Source organism: Membranihabitans marinus, assembly GCF_021729155.1.
GTDB lineage: Bacteria > Bacteroidota > Bacteroidia > Chitinophagales > Saprospiraceae > Membranihabitans > Membranihabitans marinus.
In genome coordinates this window covers 79,974-103,202 of the sequence record NZ_JAJQYA010000007.1, presented here as the reverse complement: position 1 = coordinate 103,202, position 23,229 = coordinate 79,974, and the positions used below count along the sequence as shown (strand labels likewise).

Annotated in this window: 14 protein-coding genes; 1 reads left to right on the top strand and 13 read right to left on the bottom strand. The window is 39.6% G+C overall.

Features of this window, described 5'->3' with window-relative positions; all coding sequences use genetic code 11:
• Positions 1 to 117 precede the first annotated feature (117 nt).
• Positions 118 to 723, top strand: coding sequence for a transposase (locus LVD51_RS06700; RefSeq protein WP_236970434.1), 606 nt, complete (start codon positions 118 to 120; stop codon positions 721 to 723).
• A 245-nt stretch (positions 724 to 968) separates the two neighbouring features.
• On the opposite strand, the gene LVD51_RS06695 is transcribed toward LVD51_RS06700, so the two are convergent.
• The 13 genes from LVD51_RS06695 to LVD51_RS06635 all read right to left on the bottom strand — a co-directional run bounded on the left by LVD51_RS06695 (position 969) and on the right by LVD51_RS06635 (position 23,110).
• On the bottom strand, positions 969 to 2,417 hold the full coding sequence (locus LVD51_RS06695) for a sulfatase (RefSeq protein WP_236970433.1): 1,449 nt from the start codon (positions 2,415 to 2,417) through the stop codon (positions 969 to 971).
• Positions 2,418 to 2,590: 173 nt separating this feature from the next.
• Positions 2,591 to 3,940 (bottom strand): vanadium-dependent haloperoxidase, encoded by a 1,350-nt coding sequence (locus LVD51_RS06690; protein WP_236970432.1) that lies wholly within the window; start codon positions 3,938 to 3,940, stop codon positions 2,591 to 2,593.
• 149 nt (positions 3,941 to 4,089) lie between these two features.
• Positions 4,090 to 7,515 (bottom strand): VCBS repeat-containing protein, encoded by a 3,426-nt coding sequence (locus LVD51_RS06685; protein ID WP_236970431.1) that lies wholly within the window; start codon positions 7,513 to 7,515, stop codon positions 4,090 to 4,092.
• A gap of 83 nt (positions 7,516 to 7,598) precedes the next feature.
• Entirely contained in the window at positions 7,599 to 9,473 is a 1,875-nt protein-coding gene (locus LVD51_RS06680) for a RagB/SusD family nutrient uptake outer membrane protein (protein WP_236970430.1), read from the bottom strand.
• A gap of 13 nt (positions 9,474 to 9,486) precedes the next feature.
• Positions 9,487 to 12,687 carry a SusC/RagA family TonB-linked outer membrane protein gene (locus LVD51_RS06675; RefSeq protein WP_236970429.1) on the bottom strand — a complete coding sequence of 1,067 codons (3,201 nt, stop codon included), beginning with the start codon at positions 12,685 to 12,687 and terminating at the stop codon, positions 9,487 to 9,489.
• Positions 12,688 to 13,575: 888 nt separating this feature from the next.
• Positions 13,576 to 14,595, bottom strand: a complete 1,020-nt coding sequence (locus tag LVD51_RS06670; RefSeq protein WP_236970428.1) for an SMP-30/gluconolactonase/LRE family protein — start codon at positions 14,593 to 14,595, stop codon at positions 13,576 to 13,578.
• A gap of 8 nt (positions 14,596 to 14,603) precedes the next feature.
• Positions 14,604 to 15,926 carry a GntP family permease gene (locus LVD51_RS06665; RefSeq protein WP_236970427.1) on the bottom strand — a complete coding sequence of 441 codons (1,323 nt, stop codon included), beginning with the start codon at positions 15,924 to 15,926 and terminating at the stop codon, positions 14,604 to 14,606.
• Positions 15,927 to 15,964: 38 nt separating this feature from the next.
• Positions 15,965 to 17,134 (bottom strand): galactonate dehydratase, encoded by a 1,170-nt coding sequence (gene dgoD, locus LVD51_RS06660; RefSeq protein ID WP_394803158.1) that lies wholly within the window; start codon positions 17,132 to 17,134, stop codon positions 15,965 to 15,967.
• Between the two features lie 142 nt (positions 17,135 to 17,276).
• Positions 17,277 to 17,531, bottom strand: coding sequence for a hypothetical protein (locus tag LVD51_RS06655; protein ID WP_236970425.1), 255 nt, complete (start codon positions 17,529 to 17,531; stop codon positions 17,277 to 17,279).
• Between the two features lie 112 nt (positions 17,532 to 17,643).
• The gene (locus tag LVD51_RS06650; protein ID WP_236970424.1) at positions 17,644 to 18,186 is read right to left on the bottom strand and encodes a transposase; all 543 of its coding nucleotides are present in this window, start codon (positions 18,184 to 18,186) and stop codon (positions 17,644 to 17,646) included.
• Between the two features lie 428 nt (positions 18,187 to 18,614).
• Positions 18,615 to 18,809 carry a hypothetical protein gene (locus tag LVD51_RS06645; RefSeq protein ID WP_236970423.1) on the bottom strand — a complete coding sequence of 65 codons (195 nt, stop codon included), beginning with the start codon at positions 18,807 to 18,809 and terminating at the stop codon, positions 18,615 to 18,617.
• Positions 18,810 to 21,881 carry an SbcC/MukB-like Walker B domain-containing protein gene (locus LVD51_RS06640; protein WP_236970422.1) on the bottom strand — a complete coding sequence of 1,024 codons (3,072 nt, stop codon included), beginning with the start codon at positions 21,879 to 21,881 and terminating at the stop codon, positions 18,810 to 18,812. It lies immediately after the preceding gene.
• Positions 21,878 to 23,110 carry a metallophosphoesterase family protein gene (locus LVD51_RS06635; RefSeq protein ID WP_236970421.1) on the bottom strand — a complete coding sequence of 411 codons (1,233 nt, stop codon included), beginning with the start codon at positions 23,108 to 23,110 and terminating at the stop codon, positions 21,878 to 21,880. The genes LVD51_RS06640 and LVD51_RS06635 overlap by 4 nt, the downstream gene beginning before the upstream one ends.
• Between the last annotated feature and the right edge of the window lie 119 nt (positions 23,111 to 23,229).

Genomic DNA, 23,229 nt, shown 5'->3' with positions numbered 1-23,229 from the left:
CACAGATCGTTAATCGACCTATGTTATTATGGAATGAAGTGACTCTCTAATGCAACGAAACTGCTAAAAAGCTGCCATACATATTGAAAAAAAGATGGATGTTTCCTATATTAAGGTATGAATACACAAAAAGGAAAATTGCCACCACAATTGAATTCCAAGGGAAGTGAACAAACCCAAAGTTGGCTGCTTCCCAATCATTTAGGAGATCTAATTAGTGAGGATCATCCAGCGCGAATGATCAACCGTTTTGTAGATGAGTTGGATATAAGAGATATAATATCGACCTATAAACCCGGGGGGAGGAGTTGTTACCATCCCAGAGTATTGATCAAGCTATTGGTGTATGGTTTTTTGAACCGCGAGTATTCGTCCCGAGTATTAGAGAGGGAATGTCGTGAGGATGTAGTATACATGTGGTTGTGTGGTATGCTTCAACCCGATCATGTAACCATTAGTAATTTCCGCAGCAAGAAATTAAAAAATCGTATAAACACCATATTTACACAGGTAATTGAACAACTATATAACTCGGGGTATATCAATCTAAAGACAGAGAATGTTGATGGGAAGAAGATAGAATCCGTAGCCGAAAAATACAGTTATATATGGGAGAAAAACGTATTGCGGTATTCTGGGGATATCAAACAAAAGATAGCTAAGATGTTGGAAGACATGGAAGCTCATGTGGTTGATAAAAACGGTAGTGGAGAAAAATACTGACCATTAATGTATACAATAAATCCATAGAGTGAAATGCCGTGAGAACAAATTATTAATAGCCATATTAACCATTAATAATCAATCGTCTACAGTCATCATTCTTGTTGTCCTTTGTGTAAACCTTTGTGACCTTTGTGGTCAATAGCGCAAAAAAAATTCAGTCCTCCTGATAACACCACTGTCTACCTCAGTTTCCTCGCAATACCAGACCTCCCAACAAAAAGCTTAAATGAAATTAAAAACGCCTACCAATCTTCCGGCCTATAGTCTTGATTAAAACTCGGATATTGTACCTTGGTCTCTTCTCGCCAGCCTTGTAACAACTCATACAATTCATTCGCTTTATCTTCATACTTTTCAGCCAGATCAACTTTTTCTTCAATATCATTGGACAAATTATACAACTCCAACCTATCGTCTTCAAAATAATGTATGAGCTTCCAATCCCCCTTTCTCACAGCATTAGCCGGGGTAGTCGTAGTGTAATAATGTGGAAAATGCCAAAACAAAGTAGTCCGATCTAATACCTCGTCCTTATTTTCCATCAAACCGACCAAAGAAACTCCATCTACGGTTTGCTCTTTTACAGGATCTAACCCCAACATATCCACAATGGTAGGATAAATATCATTGGTTATCGCGGCTTCATCAATCTCCCCCCTGCCCTCTGTATGTCCGGGCCACTTGACAATCATCGGCACTCGTATCCCGCCTTCATACAGAGATCCTTTACCCGACCTCAAAGGCTCATTGTTGGCCACCGTCTCCCAATCTTGAAAAGTACCCACTCGTCCCCCATTATCGGAAATAAAAATAATTATGGTATTGTCTTCTTGGCCTAATGCCTTCACTCGATCCAATATCCTGCCGACATTTTCATCCAAACTAGCGATCATAGCCGCATAGATGTAATTTTTATGACGCATAGAAGGCCTGACCTTCTTTTTGAAATACTCTACATAATCCGGCTTGCCTTCCATAGGCGTATGGGGATTGTGATATGACATGTGAATAAAAAAGGGCTGATCTTGCTTGGCCTCAATAATTTCCAGCGCACGGTCAGTCATTCTATCTGTTAAATAATCGCCCTTTTGAGAAATAAGCTCCATCCCTGGAATATACCTCAGTTGCTTTTGATAGTTGTTCCCTCCAAATGGAAACCAATAGGTATCTGGAGCCCCCCAAGCCGTGCCTCCAATATTGATATCGAATCCGTGATTTTCTGGATAATAATCAAAATTCCCCAAATGCCACTTGCCTATATGTGCGGTAAAATATCCTGCGGATCGCAGTGTCTCCGCCAAGGTTATCTCCGTCAAAGGTAGATTGCCAATAGTCTTGGGTTTATTCATTTTTAAATTCTGATAACCGCGCTTTTCATTGTAATCTCCAGAATTTTCAAAGTGGGTCGTCATATGTAATCTTCCAGGATATTTCCCCGTAATAATTGAGGCTCGAGTAGGGGAACAAACAGGACTGGCCGAGTAAAATTGAGTAAATTTCAAATGATGTCTGGCCAAATCATCCAAATTCGGCGTCTCATGCAAGTCACTTCCATATGAACTTAAATCCGTCCAACCCAAATCATCAGCGATAATTAAAATCACATTTTTCAAATCCCTGCCTTCTTGTGCTTGAACAGAATTCACTAAAAACATACAAGCCATGTAAAAAATAACTCTCCCTACCTTCATTATTGTGTACTATTATAAATATTCCTAAATTCTGAACACAAAATATCTATTTTGAATTTTTCTAGGTTATAGTATTCCGTCCAATAACCCTACTATATTGTGATCGCCACACATCCAGCCCATTACACCATATATTACACATCCAATTCTCAGTCGACAACTGGTCTATACCCTTAGTCCCCATATTTATTGATCTCAATATTCAATTTTTCTACGGCATATTGTCCCACTTTCAGTCCCTGAGCCTGACCATCGACAATAGCATCCATATAGTGGATACCACCGTATAATCGAGAAATGGCTGCTTCTTCAGCCGCCTGCTTAAACGAAGAAAAGGATCGAACCGGCAGGCCAAACCTCAATTCAACCGTGTCATCAAAAGCAAAATTAGAACCAAATAACTGTGTCAAAATATGACCGCATGCCGTTGACACCACTGAATGACCACTGGTATACTCGGGGAATGGCGGTGTTTGGAGAAAGGGTTTCCATTGGGGATCGAGGTATTTACGAATAACGGTTTCTGGTCTTATTCGATCCGTTCGATATTTAGATTCCCAACAAGCCAAAAATCCATCCATCATGGTGACAGCCAAAACGGTGTTTACGTACATAGTTTCCTTAAAATCCAATTCCTGTTTGGCACAGGCAATATTAGCTATGCCCATCCAATGTGCACCTGGAGAAATTTTCTTTAATCCAATCATCAAATGTCCGGACTCCTTCAGTGCAAAGGGATTACAATCCCAAAAAGCAGCAATCTCTTTTTCTTCCTCACTTCTTTCAACATTATACACCTCCATAACAGCTTGCATAAATGGAGAATCTTCATCCGACGAAAAAGGAATCATATCCTGAGCGGGAAACTGATCTCCCGCATTTAAAATAAACGGTCTAATCGTTGAAAAATAAGGCTCCACCGGTGGAAAATACCCTGGAGGTGTTGGATACCAATTCCCCTCGCCTTCCGTAGGACTATAGCGAGGATATTGACTCATCTTATCATAACCATCCTCTTTGATATACTTTAAAATCTGGCGACTAATTTCATCGGCATAGACCTTTGAATCCTCAATCATGGCTGAAGTATAGCCATTGCTAGCACATTCTTCAAAGAGGTTTTGTCTCAATGAATCTAGGATATAGCCCGAAGGCATGATTTTTTCGGCCGTGGCCATCATGGCGAGAACCGCTGTCAGCTCAACCTCTTCAGATTTGGATATGGGGTGTTTCACCACTGGATATTGATTTAGAACCTCATGCATAGAGGCATAAGAAGAATCCTTAAACGACATCACTTCGTAGCCTGCCAAACATGCATAGGCAAAAAATCTTGCTGCCAATGGAGGATTGGTAATATCGTGAACCATAATATCAGTCATGGTAGATATCACATCTGCAACTACGTTACCTGGCAATGGTTTCACCTCAACTTTATGAAATGAAGTACAATTTATTAAAAACCAAATCAAAGAAAAGATCAGTATTTGCCGCCGACGTCTAAGCAACCATGTAACCACCATAAAATTTTACAATTTACTATTCCCAAAAAAACAAATCTCTCTACTCAACTCCTCAATATCACATTATCCAACAGTGAATCATCCATTCAAATAACAGCTAGAACATCTCTATTGATTCACATTATTTTAAATACAGTTTCCATTTGACTTCATTCTTCTCCTTGCCGTCCTTGCAATTGAAACAATAATATTCCATCAGAATGATGACCGATCAACAATTCATTATTTATCAATAGCGCACTGCGTACGTCACCGCGAATTTGAAAACCCGATTCAAGTTGACTCACAGCTTGCCATTGATTTCCATTAAATTGTCGGACAAGAAGACCCATATTGGCATCGTATTTACCAAATCGCAATCGAGCATTTTCAGCATTCCCAAAAAACAATAGATCGGTTTTTCCATCGGCCTCAACATCAACCGGCAAGATGGCATAAATTGGAGAAAATTGCACTTCTACTGGCAGTTCCAACTCCTCATATCCCCCATCTGCCGATCGCAAAAAAGCCATGGTTTTAAAACTATGAGCTTCCAAACGCTGCCCACCTTCCATTTCTTTTTCGCTAAACACTTCAGTCAAACTAGCATTGGCATAGCTGGCATAAGAGGTAAACCTACTGCGCATCATAGTGATTTGATCCAATAATTCATCCCTGGTCACATAGGGATATTCCTTGCCCTCAACCATCTTCGTCAGAATAGGATCAATAGATCCATTGTCATCAAAATCATTATACACCATCCCTATGGGTGAATTAGGGCCCGGGACAATCTGTGTATTTTCGCCTTGATTTCCCACCAATACGTCGACACGCCCATCGCCGTTGATATCCTCAACCAACAAAGTATTCCACCACCCTGAATAAGAATTTTTAAAATACTGATTACTGTGATTTTCTAGGCGACCATTTACATTTACAAAAACATGAATAGGCATCCATTCACCGACCACCATTAAATCTACGACCTTATCACCATTGACATCTAACCACTCTGCATCAGTGACCATGCCTAGATGAAGCAATTCTTTTTGCAACTCGGCTGTTACATCAATGAATGTCCCCTCGCCATCGTTCCTCAATATATAACTTCTCGGACTCACGGGATATTGACCGGGAATGACCCTTCCACCAATAAATAGATCCACATCACCATCGCCATCGATATCGGCAGGGGAAACACAGGCCGAACTGGTCAACATCTGAGGCAATGCCTGATCGACAAAGGTAAATCCCCCTTCTCCATCATTGACATATAGGCGATCTTGTAATCTTTCATCCTCAGCCTTGTATTGAAAATATCCTCCACTGGCTACATACAAGTCCAAATCACCATCATCATCCACATCTATGAAAACTGCATCGACATCTTCTCTATCTCGGTGCAGTTCAAAATCAAATATTCCGCGTTTCGTAAAACTTCCATCTGGCATTTGTAACAACAGAGTAGCCATTTGACCGTGTTTTCCGCCAACAAAAACATCGGACAATCCATCTCCATTGACATCACCCTCAGCCATACAGGGGCTATTAAAAGACAATGAATTAGGCAACAAGGGTTGACGTTTAAAATCGTTGATCTTTGTTTTGGGTTCGGAAAAAGACAGGAGTTTGGGCATTTCCACAAAATATGACGACACCTCTTCTCGCTGACCTCCCCTCCTTCCTGTTATTCCCTTTTCACCGTTTTTTGTCCAAATGCTTTTCGCCATCCCTCTATGCTCATCTTCCATGGATTTCTCATCATCATTCGCATCATAGTGAAGGCTTAATAATTGATCCACTTCTTGATCACGCCATATTTCTCGTCCTCCATTTGGCCATTCAATCAATAGTGAATCAATTCTATCGGCATCGCCCAAACCAAAATACAAAGTATAGGTAACACTGGATTGAAATCCTCTAACCGGCATCACTTCCGCAGTCTGTATTTCACTGCCAGTATACACTGTAGCACGGCTGCCTATGGCGTGAGTATTGCCGCCATCCATGGTCAGTCGAAGCTTTAGGTAATGATATCCATCATCTCCGGCACTCTGATTTTCAAGAATTGTGGCCACCTGATTGATATTATTGACCACTAAATCCAAATCGCCATCGTTGTCCAAATCGGCATATGCAGCACCATTGCTATTGGTGGGCTGAACATCGTCAACATAGTTAACCACCTTATTAAAAGTGAAATTTTTTTCATTCCTAAAAAAGTAATTTTCCAAATTGGAAGCGGGAATTTTATGGACCAAATCCAATACATTTTGCCGTTGAATTTGACCTTCATTATGTAAAATATAATCACTCATATACTTTAAAAAATCGAGGTTGGTATAATCTCTTAAATATCCATTGGTCACATATAAGTCCTTCCATCCATCCCTATCAAAATCGGCAAATAAAGCCGACCAACTCCAATCTGTATTCGAAATATTGGCATACTGCCCCACCTCACTAAAAGTTTGATTGCCATTATTGACATGCAGCATATTGCGCATATACTGATGATGAAACCCCATCCGTAGATTAAAATCAAATTTTTCATAATTGTCTGGCATCATCAACAGGTTTTGACGCTCGTGATCTTCGGGCAACATGTCCAATGTAAAAATCTCAGGATATCCATCGTTATTGATATCGGCTATGTCATTGCCCATTGAAAAATGAGAAGTATGACCTAAATATTCTCCTAATTGATCTTCGAAACCTCCCCTTCCATTATTGATGTATAAATAATCGGGTACGGTATAATCATTGCAAACATATACATCCAAATAACCATCATCATTGACGTCGGAAATCCCCAATCCCAAACCATAGGAAAGGGAAGAATTTTTTATCCCCGCTTCTTGACTGACATCTACAAAAAAACCATCATCATTCCTAAAAAGCTGACTCCCAGCGGGATCTCTTCTCGTCAGAATATCTTTCGTACTGGCCTCATCCAATACGGGAAGGGTATGGGGATTGTGATTGAGTAAAAAGAGATCCAAATCACCATCTCTATCATAATCAAAAAAACTTCCCTGAGTAGAGGTCGAGGCAATATCCAAGCCGTAGGCGGAACCTTCTTCCTCAAAAATAGGAATGCCATCCAGTAATTGACCGGTATGCATAAACAATTGATTTTTCTTTTTTTCCTCAGGCACATTCCCAGAATTACACACATATATATCCAACCAACCATCGCCATTGATATCAGCCATACTCACGCCCGTAGTCCAAGGGCCAAGGCGGCCGACAACTCCAGCCTTTTCCCCCACTTCTTTAAAGACCATATTGCCTTGATTTAGATAGAGTTTATTTTTGCCCATATTACTTGTAAAAAAAAAATCTTCATATCCATTGTGATCTACATCGCCGATAGCCACGCCCCCGCCGTTGTAAAAATATTCGTACATCAAAACATTGGTATTTAACCCTTCTTCAATCGCATTGACGAAGTCTACATTGGATTGTGCTGGAGATATTCTCTTAAAAATCGAGATCTCACTCGAGGTCTTCGCAATTGCATTTGGGTCAGATCTACAAGAAATCAATAGTAACCAAAAAACCGCCACAAGTAAAGAAATACTATAATTCATATTTTCACAGCTTTACTATAATACCAAGACCCCCTATCGGTGGATAGGAGGCCTTATTTAAAAGACTTATCTCAATTTACAATTTATTCATCATAACCGGGATTCTGAATCAATTTATCATTTCTATTGATCTCATCTCGAGCAATGGGCCTAAAATACATTTTATCCAACCACAGTCGGTCCTCTTGATTATTCACCTCTGAAGCAGTATACTTATATGTATATAGACTGGTGTCTTTTTTATATGGTGTGGGAGGATTAGCCCCCGGCTTCAGTGTGCCTATAATATTGATGTATTGAACCTTTCGCCCCAGTGTTTCATCGGCTATCATCCATCTTCTCGCATCGTGGTAGCGCTGTTCTTCAAACATCATTTCCACCCGTTTTTCATTTCTAAAAATTCGAACCAATTCCTCTCCACTTGCTGTAATCGCTGGCATTCCAGCCCTAAATCGAATTTGGTTTAAATAAGTCCTAGCTTCTTCCTCTTGCCCCAACTCAATACAGGCCTCAGCATAGTTGAACATCATTTCAGTATATCTAAAAAATGGCCATGGTATAAATTGATTGTCTTTATTGTCGATTAATCCATCATCTGGATCGACAAATTTGCGACAATAATACCCAGTCCAGCTTCCATTCCAATCTTCAATGCTACTTTTCCTAGTATCCAGACCTGGAATATTTCCACTACTTCCTTCATATTCTCCAGTTTGGATTTCATTGGCAGGGTCCACACTTCCCGAAATCAGATCTCTTGGCTTCCAAGGCGCACCATCGTATAGAATACTTGCGTAAAATCTTGGATCTCTATTTTCATAAGGATTGGCAGCATGTTGGCTATTGTCCCAATCAAAAGTACTTCCATCCATCATTTCATAGTCATCTACCATTTGACCGATAGGGGTATTTCCCGCCCAATTATGATATCCATTGGGGCCGTTATACAATCCTTGTCTTCTCATATTCTCATTCTTATTGGGAGTGTTGTATCTGCCGAATATAATTTCTGACTCACCAGCTGGATCGGCGTCTGGACTAGGGCTTCCCCCGGCCATGGCCATAGATATATAATTTTTCCTGCCTTCATCAGGAGATACAGCTTCTGTCAACCCTATTTTATACCCAAACTGATTGGCATCCAAAAGAACTTTGGCTGCATCCTTGGCTCTCTGCCATCGCTGTTGACGATCTCCGCTAGTATATCCCAAGATCTCGGGATTGCTATAACTTGATATCAATGAAGAATTGGCTGATGCGGTTGGGATATCATGCAAATCACTAGCCGCATAAAGCAAAACCCGAGCCTTGAGGGCAAGAGCAGCCCATTTCGTAGCCCGGCCTTTGGCCAAAGATTTCCCCTCCAACTTACTGGCAGCCGCATCGCATTCTGACACTATAAAATTGACACATTCCTCATATGAATTTCTGGCAATAGTGTAGTCTTCATTCAATCCATAAGATTTTTCAATCAATGGTATACCGCCATAGTATCGAAGTAATTGTTGATAAAAATAGGCTCGCAAGAATTGTGCCTCACCGACCAATCGCTCATTTAACACATCGTCGTCAAATGTAGCGGCGGCAAGGTTTTCAATAGCCAAATTACAGGATCTAATCCGTCCATACATGGCATCCCAAGCATAGGTATTACTGACCCACCCCGTATTGGAAGCATTTAAAATACCCTCATTAATAGTATTAATACTACGTCCGGTATGGGTAAACATAGCTTCATCAGACAACGAAGCCAACATTTGTTCATCAAAACCACCATTGCCCAGTCCATTGTATATTTCAGTCACAAAGGCTTCGGCCAATGAACCATCTACCCAAACATCGGCAGAAGACACCTGATCCAAAGGTTTGGTATTCAAAAAATCATCGTTACAGGAAAACAAGGATATGCCTCCCAACCACAATAATATATATAAGCTTATCTGATTTCTCTTTCTCATAATTTTCATCATTTTAAAATTGAACGGTTAGACCAGCATTTAAAATTCTTGCTTGAGGATAGAATGTCCCCGCTGAATTCGTCGATTCAGGATCCCATATTTTCATCTCATCAAAAGTGATCAAATTCAAGGCATTGACGTATAATCTCAATCCCGTTAAACCCACTTTCCCGATTAAATCATTGGTGAAAGTATATCCTACTTCTACATTTTTGATTCGGACATAATCACTGGAACGCAAGAAATAAGTATTGTCCCCACCACCGCTACCAGTATAGTAGGTATTGTTTCGGTTGGCTATACGAGGATCCACACTACTGGGATTATCCACCGTCCATCTGTTGTCATAGCTGTATTTCAAATAATTACCAATATCACCAGATTCGGTTCCGATATACAACAATCCTCCAGTAGCACCTTGCATAAGGACGGTTGCGTCAAAATTTTTGTAATTCATTCTAAAATTAGCACCAAAAGTCAATCTCGGATCTCTGTTTTTATCCAATCTCACTTTGTCATCAGCATCTAATTTGCCGTCGTTGTTAACGTCTTTAAACTTCATATCCCCCGGTCGCAACTCATTGGTAAATCCACTGTAATCCAATTCATTGTTTTGGATATCGTTAAAGTCTTTAAATACACCATCGTATTGATAGGCCAAATAGTTGAACCCACTACTGCCAAAGGCATGACCGGTAAATCGTTGATATTCTGGAGTTCCCGGTGCTTCATCGGCAAACAAAACCTTATTCTTGGCGTATCCCGCATTGATGCCTACATTAAAGTTGAACTCCCCTTTTATTTTATTGTACCCCACACTAAATTCATATCCTCGATTCTCAACCTCTCCAATATTTTGCGGTGGCAGTAAATTGGCTATCCCTGAACTACCAGGGGTTGACCCACTAGCTTGCCATAAAATATTGGTTCGCTTGTTGTAAAAATATTCAAAGGTAAAATCAAACATCCCATTGTACAATTCTCCATCAAATCCAAAATTGGTATTGGTAGCCAGCTCCCAAGTAAAGTCCGGATTGGGAACAACGGTTTCAAATAATGTTTTGGTAACCTGCTGATCGATAATATAGCTACCGAATCCATAGGTAGACAAATATTTATATTCCTGCAAGGTATTATTGTAGTACACTTGATCGTTCCCCATCTGGCCATAAGATGCACGCAGTTTAAGATTGGTAATGGCTGAAATATTGTTTTTGAAAAAATCCTCCTCTGAGATATTCCATCCCAATAATATTCCGGGGAAAAAACCATAGCGACCATTTTCTGGAAAAAGATAAGATCCATCGTATCTCCACAAAAATTCGGCAAGATATTTAGAACCATAATTGTATCCCACTCTACCAAAATAACTGAGTCGAGCTCTTTCGAATGCCCCTCCTCCATTGTCTTTTTCTGCATCACCTCCGGCAAACAATTGATCTACGGTCTCCGATATAAAATACCGTCTAAAAGCGTTGAAGTTATCTCCCTTCTTCGTTTCCTTTGACACTGCTGCCATAAAGTTTAACTCGTGATTGCCGAAACTACGATCGTAATTCACAAAACCAGACAACAGTACATCGAGGGTGGATTCATCTTGCTGAGTCAATCTGGGATCGGAAAATGTCGATCGAGTTGAACTGGTCAAAACTGGGGTTACACCATCTGCTTCGTAAGTCGTATTATCCCAGAAATACAAATCCCATGGCGTACTCCAGACCTTTCTTCTTCGAATATACTTATCTACAGCGGCCAAACCTTTAAAACTCAATCCTTCTACACCTGGAATCTTAATCGTAACACTACCATTGGTTTGAAAGTAATCTCTTTTTTCATCGTCATAACCGGTAGCATTGGTAGTGATGACATAGGGATTTTGACCATTTTCAATATCTGGACCAGGCAAACCATTGGGATAGACAACGTGCTCTGTCGGTTTACCACGCATCAACATCCGAAAGATTGCACCAGCCGATTGAGTAGGGAAAAATCGATTTTCTTCGCGTGCCGTTATACCGAAGGTAGTATTAATATAATCGTTGATTTCTGCATCAAGATTGACATTGAGGTCGTATTGTTTGTACCCTGTAGCAGAATTATGATAGTAAGCATCTTGATTCTGATACCCCATTGATGCATAGTATTTCAATTTGTCGAGTCCTCCGCTTATACTTAAGGTATGCCTGCTTTGTGGCGACCAATCCTTAAGCACTGAACCAAAGTAATCCTCATCGGGATGGGTCCATGGATTGGAACCACTTCCGTGTTTTAATATATCTTCTGGAGAAAAAGGAGCATTAATTACAGCTCCATTGTCTGTCCTTGTATAGACACCATCAGATTTAAAGGCAGACCAAGCATTACTCCACTGATCGGCTGGAATTTGATCAAACAAAACGAGTTCATTATTCATTTCTGCATATTCAACTGCATTCGCCATATCGGGTATACGAGTAGGTTGAGATACCCCTTGATTAAAACTATAATTAAGTTGAGGCTTTCCACTTGACCCTCTTTTGGTAGTAATCAATATAACTCCATTGGCTGCCCTTGCCCCATATATGGCTGCTGATGCATCCTTAAGTACAGAAACACTCTCAATATCTGCAGGATTTAATCGCTCCAATCCCCCTGCTCTATCTGGAACACCATCGATTACCACCAATGCACTGCTATTACCCAAAGTATTGGAACCCCGAATCCGAATGGTTGACCCATCATATCCCGGCTCTCCACTCGATTGTATGGCCGTCACTCCTGGAAGTCTACCCGCCAAACTATTGGAAAGATTGACACTGGGAGACTTACTCAATTCCTCCCCCTTTGTTGCTGTTACAGCACCGGTAACCGTGGCCTTTTTCTGAACTCCATATCCAACCACTACTATTTCCTCTAGGGTTTCAGCATCAGTAACCAAGGTCACATCTATCACAGACCTTCCATCGACAGCTACCTCTTGACTTACAAATCCCACATAAGAAAATACCAACACAGCATTGTCTTCGACATCTTCGATGGTATATTTTCCATCGAAATCTGTCACTACTCCCTTTCCTACACCTTTTACCAAGACATTGACACCGATTAGGGCCAATCCGCTTTCATCGGTCACCGTACCGCTTACGGACACCAAACTTTGCTGGCTTGTCGACAATAAATGATTTGGGGAATTAGCATCGGCTGGAATTTTGACATTAGCTTTTGCATAAGACATTTGAAATAAAATGCAAAATAACGCAACAAAGAGACCAACCCTTTCATAATAAAGGAAAGATTTACTCATAATCTTTAGCATTTAAAATATTACACAATCAACATAATCAATACAAGTAGAACCACGCAATAACCGCCCATAGCAATCTTAACACCTATTAACATTAATAAAGGGCTTCATCATCACAAAATTCACTCGAAAGATAGAAATCAAATATAATATATTATTTAAAATATACAATACTATATTTCACAACAAAGACTATACGCAAACTTAAATATCTATTATTTGCAATAAATTAGGATTATAAATACATTTAAAAAATTTAAATTGAGCCATATTTTATTCTGTAAATCTATAAAGAACCATATACATTAAAACAAAATATTTCAAAACTTATTAATCCGTTAAAATATTCCGACAAAATCTATTACACAAATGTCTTTTAGACACTTATAATTAATCGACAAAAAATTTAATAATTTTTAAAAATCAACAATACCAATGGGGGAATTCCATAGGTTACTTAGAATTATAGACTATTTGATTATAAGAGAAAAGATTAGAATTATTGTCTCTGTTAAAAAAACAAAACGGCCACAACAACTTGACTCTAGGTCAATTATAAGAAATTTAAACCCACTTTAATTAGAATAATTGAAGTATATGACAAACCAACTGGCATTACACCATTGCTTTACCAATATAACAATAAAGGAATTATATACATAAATGGAAATAATATTCCATTAAACGAGAAAGAGATTACACTTTTATGGAAACATCAAAACACATTCATAGAATACCTCCCTCTATATACAGCACATTGGACTGGAGATTGAATGAATTTCTTTTAAGGTAAATAATGTTATACGAACCAGAAGAAGTTTATCGCTTTTTTAATGGAACCGAAAGGACAAAATCATCAGCAGTCATAAACAAGGTTTTTTCATGATGAGCAAATGCACAATTAGCGGTTGACATCCCCGTGCGAATTCTAGCAATCGGCTTGCCATATGGATTAAAGATCCATACACCCCCAGGACCAGTGGCAAACACATAGCCCATTTGATTTACCTTTAACCCATCCGGCCCTCCCTTAAATCCAGGCTTACCAATCCAAGGAGTTGCATCGAAAAACAATTCCTTTGAGACCACCTCTCCGGGTTGCCCCAGCTCATACCGGTACCATACGGCATGTCTAGAATCTGATACACCAACATAGAAATACTTTTTATCTGGAGATAGAGCGATTCCGTTGGGGCGAGATAAGGTATCCAATAGGAGGAGTTCACCATCAGATTTCAAACAAAAAACCCCTTGAAAATCAAGTTCCTTTTCTTCATCCTTCATCCGTTTGGGCAAACCATAAGGAGGATCGGTAAAATACAAATTCCCAAAATGATCCATTACTCCGTCGTTGGGACTATTCAACCTCTTGCCTTGGTATTGGCTGACCAAACTCTCGAATTCAGGCTTGGGAGAATCGATAGTAGACTTCATCCTCGCAATCTGTCGATTGCCGTGTTGCAACAATACCAATCGTCCCTGTCCATCAAGAATCAATCCATTGGACCCAGGCTCTTCGCCGGTAAAGTTTTCACCGGAGAATCCCGACGGAAACAAATAAGTAGACGTATCTAGGTGTTTATCCAATTTATAGACCTTGTTTTGGGGAATATCAGAAAACAATAGATAATTCCCATCCTCAATCCAAAGCGGTCCCTCCGTCCATTGAAATCCAGAAGCCACAATATCAATATCGGCATTTGGGGAAATCACTTGAATGCCTTCATCGTCTAATATTTCAATGAAAAACTGATCTGCCACCGTTTTAAAATCCTTATTATAGCTTGTCTTGCAACCATAAGCTATACAACATATGACAATACATTTTATCCAATTCATGATTTACATTAATTTACAAATAAAGTTAAGATAGAAATAAGGATCATGGCCGACACCCCAAAGATAAGTGTACCCAATGTTTGAATCTGATACCCTTGCTTGACATCCATGCCAGTGAGTTGAGTGATTACCCAAAAAAAACTGTCATTAACATGAGAGGCAACAGAAGATCCAGCCCCGATGGCCAAAACAGCCATAGCTTTCATCACAGCCGATTCCAAGCCCAACGCTGGCATTAATGGAGCGATAATGGAGGCAGTAGTTACCAGTGCCACAGTAGAAGAACCTTGGGTAGTTTTAAGACAGGCAGCCAATAAAAAAGGTAAAATTAGGCCAATATTAATATCACTCATACTACCTGAGATCACATCACCTATTCCCGAATTTTGTAACATTTTTCCAAAAATCCCCCCTGCTCCAGTAATTAATATAATTGGCGCTGCAACTCTTAAAGCTTCACCAAACCACCCCGTGGCCGAAAATATCTTTTCATCCAATTTCTCTGGAATCAACAAGGCCAAAAACACCCCTAACAAGAGAGCTATGACTGGAGTACCTAGAAACTCGATTACTCCACTGAGAAATCCAGGGCGAACTTCTATACTGGGATAATCCATAATAGATTTGGCTACGATAAATAATATAGGAATTACCAAAGACAGTAAAGACAGCCATAATTTAGGTTTTTTACCCTTGGCTTCTTCAGCTTCTATTACAATAGGCAATTCAATTTTAGAAGCTATTTTTTTGGCGAAAAAATAACAGGGAATCAAAGCCAGTCCACTGACCAATACCCCCCACAATATAACATCCCCAAGATTGGCTCCCAAAATTCCAGCCGCAGCTATTGGACCTGGTGTAGGAGGCACCATAACATGAGATGCCGTCAAGCCAAGAGCCAGAGCTGCAGTCGTTCCTGCATAAGACACAGCAGCTCGTTTGGACATCACCTTATTGAGTGAATTCATCATCAACAATGCACTATCGGCAAATACAGGTATAGACAGTATATACCCAGTAATCAACATAGACAGATGAACAAATTTTTCACCGATAATATTCAATATTTTACTAGCAATAACCATGGCACCGCCTGATTTCTCAAGTATGACACCTATAGTTACTCCAAATAAAATCAACAAACCTATTTTTCCTAATATATCTCCAAATCCCGTATTTATGGACTCCACCACCATAGCCCCAGTCATACCTGTCATAAATCCATACAATATAGCCACCACCAATAAAACGAAAAAAGGATGGATTTTTAATTTAACAATACCGTAAATCAGTAAAAACAAGGCCAACACAAGAGAAACTAGAAAGATCATATTGTCGTCATTTTGAATTGGAAAAATCTAATATTATGCTACCATTCTGTAAAGCTTCCATCTTTGTTTCGCCAAACGGGATTGGCCCATTGATGTCCTTCTGTGGCCATTGACCTCACTTTATCCTCATCGACTATCACTCCCAATCCCGGACCTTGTGGCTGGGTCAAATACCCCTCATTGACATCGAACATCTCTTTATTCACCACATAATCCAACAAATCACAGCCTTGATTATAGTGTATACCAATGCTGCTTTCCTGTATAAAAGCATTGATGCAAGTAAAATCAATATGCAAAGCAGCCGCCAAGGATATGGGACCAAGTGGACAATGTGGCGCCAATGCTACATCGTATGCCTCGGCCATTGCGGCTATTCGACGCACTTCGGAAATTCCTCCAGCATGACTGAGATCGGGCTGAATAATATCTACATGACCAGAATGCAATAATGCCTTAAAATCCCATCGAGAAAACATTCTCTCCCCAGTGGCTATGGGGATGCTGGTATAATTATAAATAGCCTTCAAAGCTTCATTATTTTCACTCAGCACAGGCTCTTCAATAAACATCGGTTCGAATTCTGTCAATTCATCAATCAACCGTTTGACCATACCCTTGTGAACTCGACCGTGAAAATCAAGTCCTACATCCAAATCGTTGCCAAATTCTTTTTTAAGTACTTCAATATTGCGGGCTACTTTTTTCACTTCTGATATACTGGATATCCAAGCCATAGGTCCGGTAGCGTTCATTTTAACCGCGGAATAACCCGCTTCCATTTTTTGATGGGCGTGATCGAGAACTACAGAGGGATCATCTCCACCTATCCAACAATACATTTTCACTTTGTCGCGAACGGCACCACCCAATAATTGATAGACCGGCAAATTCAAATATTTTCCTTTAATATCCCATAGGGCTTGATCAATTCCAGCTATGGCACTCATCAGAATGGGCCCTCCTCGATAAAATCCGCCTCCGTACAACACCTGCCAAATATCTTCTGTATCCATGGCCGAACGACCTAATACATATTGCTGCAACTCCTGGACACAGGCCATGACGGTATCGGCCTTCCCTTCTATCACTGGCTCACCCCAGCCTTCTATCCCACATCTGGTAGTCAGTTTTAAGAATAACCAGCGCGGCGCTACTTTAAATAATTCAATTTTCTCTATAATCAAATCTTCAACTACATTATCCATCATTCTCCTTATTATCATTGCCAAATCAGGAATCATTTCAAACAATGATTCCATATTTCTAAATAAAACCCAATTATACATAATTTTATAGATAAATACAGAGACTAGTTTGAAATAGAGATAAGGTTTTTCCTACAAGTTTTTAGGGCTTTCCACAGAGACAAGAATGATATACGGTCAGCCCCCCTTCGTTCTTCAATAAATCACGAGGACTCCCGGTTACAATAAGACTTATTTTGCCCATGAGGAGGTCATCGGATTGAACCACTGTCTCTTTTTTTAGAGAAAAATAATGATTTTGAGGAAGGTAGAGACGCAATGCCTTGCGTCTCCACTTATATTCCTTTTGGAGACGCAAGGCAACCCACCCGAACCACGGAGGGTTCGGTTCCTTCATCCGATGTCCATTTAGGACATCGGGTTGCCCCAAGGGCAACTTAATTCAGTCATATCTCTACGTATTCTAATATTTTTTTAAAACTTACGACTAAATCACAAAATTCAATATTTCATTCAATATAATATTCATCTTCATTCCATTTAAAAGGATTGTCTATAATATAATTGGAAATTTTATGATATGACTTATTTGTCCGAATTATATGGTCGTGATATCGAGGCTGCCAAGCGAAGTCAACATTTATCTTACGTGCCTTTATAGTGACAGAAGATTTGAATCCCCTTATGATAGATGGCAAATTTTTGCATTGAGGTCCATAAGAAGTTGCGATTACTAGATTTGATGCATTGTATTCATTATCTCCAATATTCAATATTCCGTGAAGATGATTGGGCATAACTACAAATTCACCTATGGATATATTCATATCAGGACGCAAAGTCGGGCTTTTTAGCCATTCATTCCATACAATGCTTCCTAACTCATTCAAACACATTATCCCATTTTTTATGTACCCAAAATAAGGAATGTGTTTTACTGTACATATTGTAATAAAATAACAACCCACTTCAGCATAATTCCAATTTATTTTGCGTGCAGATTCAATTCTATATTCACCTTTAAATTTTTCAGACATGAACAATGATTTCATTTATTAAACCATATGTTTTAATACATAGTTCATCAACCCATGCATAAACCATAACAAAAATTAGACCTCTGAAATTTATATAATATAATGAATCTAGGATAGACAAACCTTTATTTCTGTATACAATGATTTTAGAATGTCATATTCATCACATTTTCATACAGAAAATTAACGATTTTGAGAAACGTAGAGACGCAATGCCTTGCGTCTCCACCTATATTCCTTTTGGAGACGCAAGGCATTGCGTCTCTACGTATTCTAATATTTTTTAAAACTTGCGACTAGCTCACAAAATTCGATATTTCATTCAATATAATATTCATCTTCATTCCATTTAAAAGGATTGTCTACGATATAATTGGAAATTTTATGATATGACTTATACCGAATACTTTTATAATTATGGATAAGGTTTTTCCTACAAGTTTTTAGGGCTTTCCACAGAGACAAGAATGATATACGGTCAGCCCCCCTTCGTTCTTCAATAAATCACGAGGACTCCCGGTTACAATAAGACTTATTTTGCCCATGAGGAGGTCATCGGATTGAACCACTGTCTCTTTTTTTAGAGAAAAATAATGATTTTGAGGAAGGTAGAGACGCAATGCCTTGCGTGTACCCAACTATACATGAGCATATATCTTGCTGCCACCCTCGGCGTGATTGACGATCCTCAAATAGCGATCGATTTCATCTTTTAGTGATTCTACATGGGAGATAACTCCAACGACCCGCCCCTCTTTCCGCAATGATTTCAAGGTTTCAAATACCAAATCCAATGAAGATTGATCCAATGTCCCAAAACCTTCATCCAGAAAAAAGAAATTTTGATAGGATTGATTTTGCTGCTGCAAGGTCTCAGCCATGGCCAAAGCCAAACAAAGTGAAGCTTGAAAAGTCTGGCCCCCAGAAAGAGTTTTCACACTTCTCAAATGCCCCTCATTGAGATAATCCCTGACATAAAAATTATTATCCTCAGACAATTCTAGGGCAAAGTGATTATGGGTTAATATTCTAAACCGACGATTGGCAATTTCTACGATTTCTTGTAAATAGATTGTAGAAACAAAATCTACAAAACCATTGCCTCTAAATAAACCGGTCAACACTTTGAGATTATCTTCGCGTAATTGCTTTTCAGCTATATCTTTAGCGAGATTTTCCTTTTCTGCCAGCTGACGGCTCAATCGCTGGATATTTTCTTGAAGCAAGGCTTTTCTTTCATTAGCCTCCGACATTTTAACCTCCATATCGACAAGGGCTTTCTTTCGCAGCGCATACTGATCTGCATCAAAAACCCGATCCCCCAAACGAGATCGAAGATCTTCAATACCCACCTTTAAACCGTGTAACTCTTTGTAGTAGTTATCGATTTTTTTAATCTCCTCATCCACATCCCAAGATTCGGCCAATATTTTTTGAACCTCATCAATTGATTCAAATTCAGAGAGGGCTACTTTTTTATCAATGGCTTCTTTTAACCCCTTATGTTGGATATTTCTTTTAACAAAAACCTCTTCCATCGCCTCGAGACGAGCGCTGAGTTGGTGATATTTCTGTAAAAATTCTTCTCTTTCTTTCTGTATAATTTTATACTCTCCCTCTTCCCGACTCAGTTGATCCGATAAAGTCGTCGCGTATTTCATCCACGATTCCCCATCACTAATTTTCTCATCAACAACTACCTCTGCTAAGACCTCTCGCTCCTGACCTAACTTTTCCCCCTCCAATCGATCTATAGTTTGCTGAATCTTTGTCAATTCCGTTTTAAACACCTCTAAACGAGAGCGATGTTGCTTTTCTTGACTTAATTTTTCTTCGACTTCCTTCTCCAATCCTTCCAATTTCACCATCATCGCTTCACTCTCGGCCAAGCGTACTTCTAAAATTTCTAAGCTAGGGAATTGAGATTGATGAATATCAAGCAATTTTTTAATCTTTTCCTCTTCCAACGATAGGCTTTTTAAATCCTCTTCCAAACTTTGCCCCTCTTGCATTCTACGCTTGGTTTCTTTTTCCCACTGCTCCCATTCCAAGATCAATCCAGTCAATGATTTCTCTTTGACTTCCAACTTCCTCAAGACCTCTTTCAACTCCTCTGCTTCCTGAGCCGAAGCTTGAAAATCCGCAATAGCTGGATGGCTGGTCGAACCACAGAGTGGACAAGGTTGTCCTTCACTCAAATCATCTGCAAACTCTGACATTTTCTGCATAACCATTACATGGTGCAACATTGCTTGCTTGGCCTTCATCTCCGTCTTTACCTGGGCCAATTGACTGATCAATCCTTCAGAGACCAATGTGGATTCTTGCCCGAGATCAAAACCCACAACCTCATTCGAACGATTCAGTAAATGGGTTTTCGTCACGGCCATTCCCTCTTTTAAAGTCTTAATCTTGACAGATAAGGCTTCCTTTCTCTTCAATAGATCCAATCGACGAATCCAGTCATTGCGAAGCTGAATCCAAGACTCCCTATCTTTCAACTGCAGTCGATAGTTCTGAACTTCCTTTCTGTGTTTTTCGGCAGATAATGCTATCTCTTCGATGGTTTGCTTTAGTGAAGAATAAGCATCCTCCCCTTTGATTAATCTCTTTCGCTGGACTTCAATGCCATGGTTGAGTTCAAAAATTCTAGCCTCCCTTTTGGCAAATGATATTTTTTCCTTTAACCCCTGATGTAAATCACACTTGGCTACTAAATCATCGTATCTGGTTTGCAGTTCGTTGTTTTTCTCAGATGCTAGTTTTTCTTCCTTTCTCAACAATTTTAAATCCTCCTCCATAGCCAGTAATTCCCGCTGAGACTCCTTCCACAAATTCAAATCATTACTAAATATTTTATGGGTATTTCTATACAATTCCACCCTTCTCTGTATGTCTTGATAATAAGTCAACTGCTCTTGAGCTTTAGACCATTGACTCAAACGTTCATTCAAGGCCTCTGTCCACTCTTGGATGATATCTTCCTCTCGCAATTGTTTTTTCAATGCTTCCATCTCCAACTGCCCTTGTTGAATCTGGGTTTTTATTAGCGTCAATTCCTGCTCGCGCTGTTCTTTTTGTTCTGAATTCACCGACTCATACCCAGACCATTGCCCCTTAAGATAAGCCAATTCAGACTGACAGGTTTTCAATAGAGAATTGGCCTGAAGCCCTAAATCATACTTATCCAATTTAAACAGATCTTTTAGCATCTTAGATCGACTACTGGAAGTCAATTCCAAAAATTCCTGAAATTTCCCTTGGGGGATAATTACCGTCCGTTTAAAATTATCATAACTCAATCCCGTCACTTCTTCGCCATTGGCATGCCCCAGTGTAATCCATTCTTCACCTTCCAGAACATATGCATTGCGTTGGTAGGTATCCACCTTATTGTGATGTTTACCACTTCGCTTACTCGTGCAGGCAAATCGATATTTTTTCTGATCAAAATTTACAAATTCAAAATCGATCAACAATTCATTTGATTTCAAATTCATCATATTGTAATTGCGCTCGTCCTTTTTATTCAGACGCTCACTTTCACCATATACCGCCATGGTAATCGCTTCCAACACAGAAGACTTTCCCGAGCCCACAGCTCCAAAAATACCAAATAGGCCAGCTTCAATTAAAGGACCAAACTCTATGGTCTGCAATTCATCTTGATAGGAATACAGCCCCTTAAACGATAATTTTACTGGAATCATACCGCATCATCATTTAACAATTCACTAAAAACTTCCATAATATCTTTGCTAGGTCGCTGCCCTATTTTGTATTCAAAAAACTGTGCAAACAAGGTATTCATCGATTGATCCAATCTCAGGGTAGATTTGGCGGAATCAGTATTTTGTCCTGCCAATTTCACATCTGGCACTAAGGTGACTATACCGCGATGAGCATTGTATAATCGCTTTCGATCTTGAGCGGTGAGATAATCATCGCTTTGAATGGTCAACTCCACTAAGGTATCGGGATTGGATTCTAGCCATTCCACACATTTGTCGATATCGGAAAACCGTTTACGATGTAATATCTTACCCGAGGACAATGCCCTAGGTCGCACTACCACATCCTGTTGAGGCCTGGCCTCTATCAGCACTACTTGTTTTTGCTGCCCCGCTTCTGCAAAACTATAAGCCAATGGACTACTGCTATATACTATGGGGTAGGATTGTCCTTTAATGTGTTGATATCTATGCAAATGCCCCAATGCTGCGTATTGAATATTATCTGGCAAGTTATCAGAATAAACCACGGCTGCATTGCCAATCACTATGGGTTTTTCTCCTTCTGGTTCCTCTGTCATTGTACTGCCTCGTTCCATGACAAATAAATGGGTCATGAGGATATTGACACCGCTTTCATCACAAAATGTCTGAGCGAGGTGATTCCAATCCTTGGCCAAATATTGACGCATTTCCGTAGAAACATCTTCCACGCCCAAAAATGTCTTAATCCGATATTCATTGACATAAGGAGTATGGATCAATCGCAGAGGCACTGAAATATGATCCCATTCTATTTCCAAAAAGCCGGGCGCGGATTTGGATATCCGCCATTTATCTCCATTATCTACTAAATCGACTTCAACATGGGGATGACCGATCATAAGAATACCACAGGCCTTGGCCAGGGGATCTGAGACTTCTATTCTATCTGGACTATCGTGATTGCCCGCAATAGCGATTACCGGTCGTTGTCCCCGATTGGATAATCGCTTAAGGGCATTGTATAGCAATTCGATAGCTTCTGTTGAAGGTGAAAACTGATCGAACAGATCACCAGCCACCAATACGATATCCACTTCCTCTTCTTCTGCGATAGAGATAATCTCTTCTACAAATTGACGCTGTTCTTCTAACCTCGAAAACTGCTCTAACTTTTTGCCCAAATGCCAATCTGCAGTATGCAATATTTTAATTTCATCCCTCATATTTCGATATTTCTATCCCTTGTGTTCTTCGGCTAATATACATAAAGGAAATCAATGTAAAAGGTCATTCACATAAGAAAACCTAGGAGTTAATCCAACATAATCACACTTTATTACGT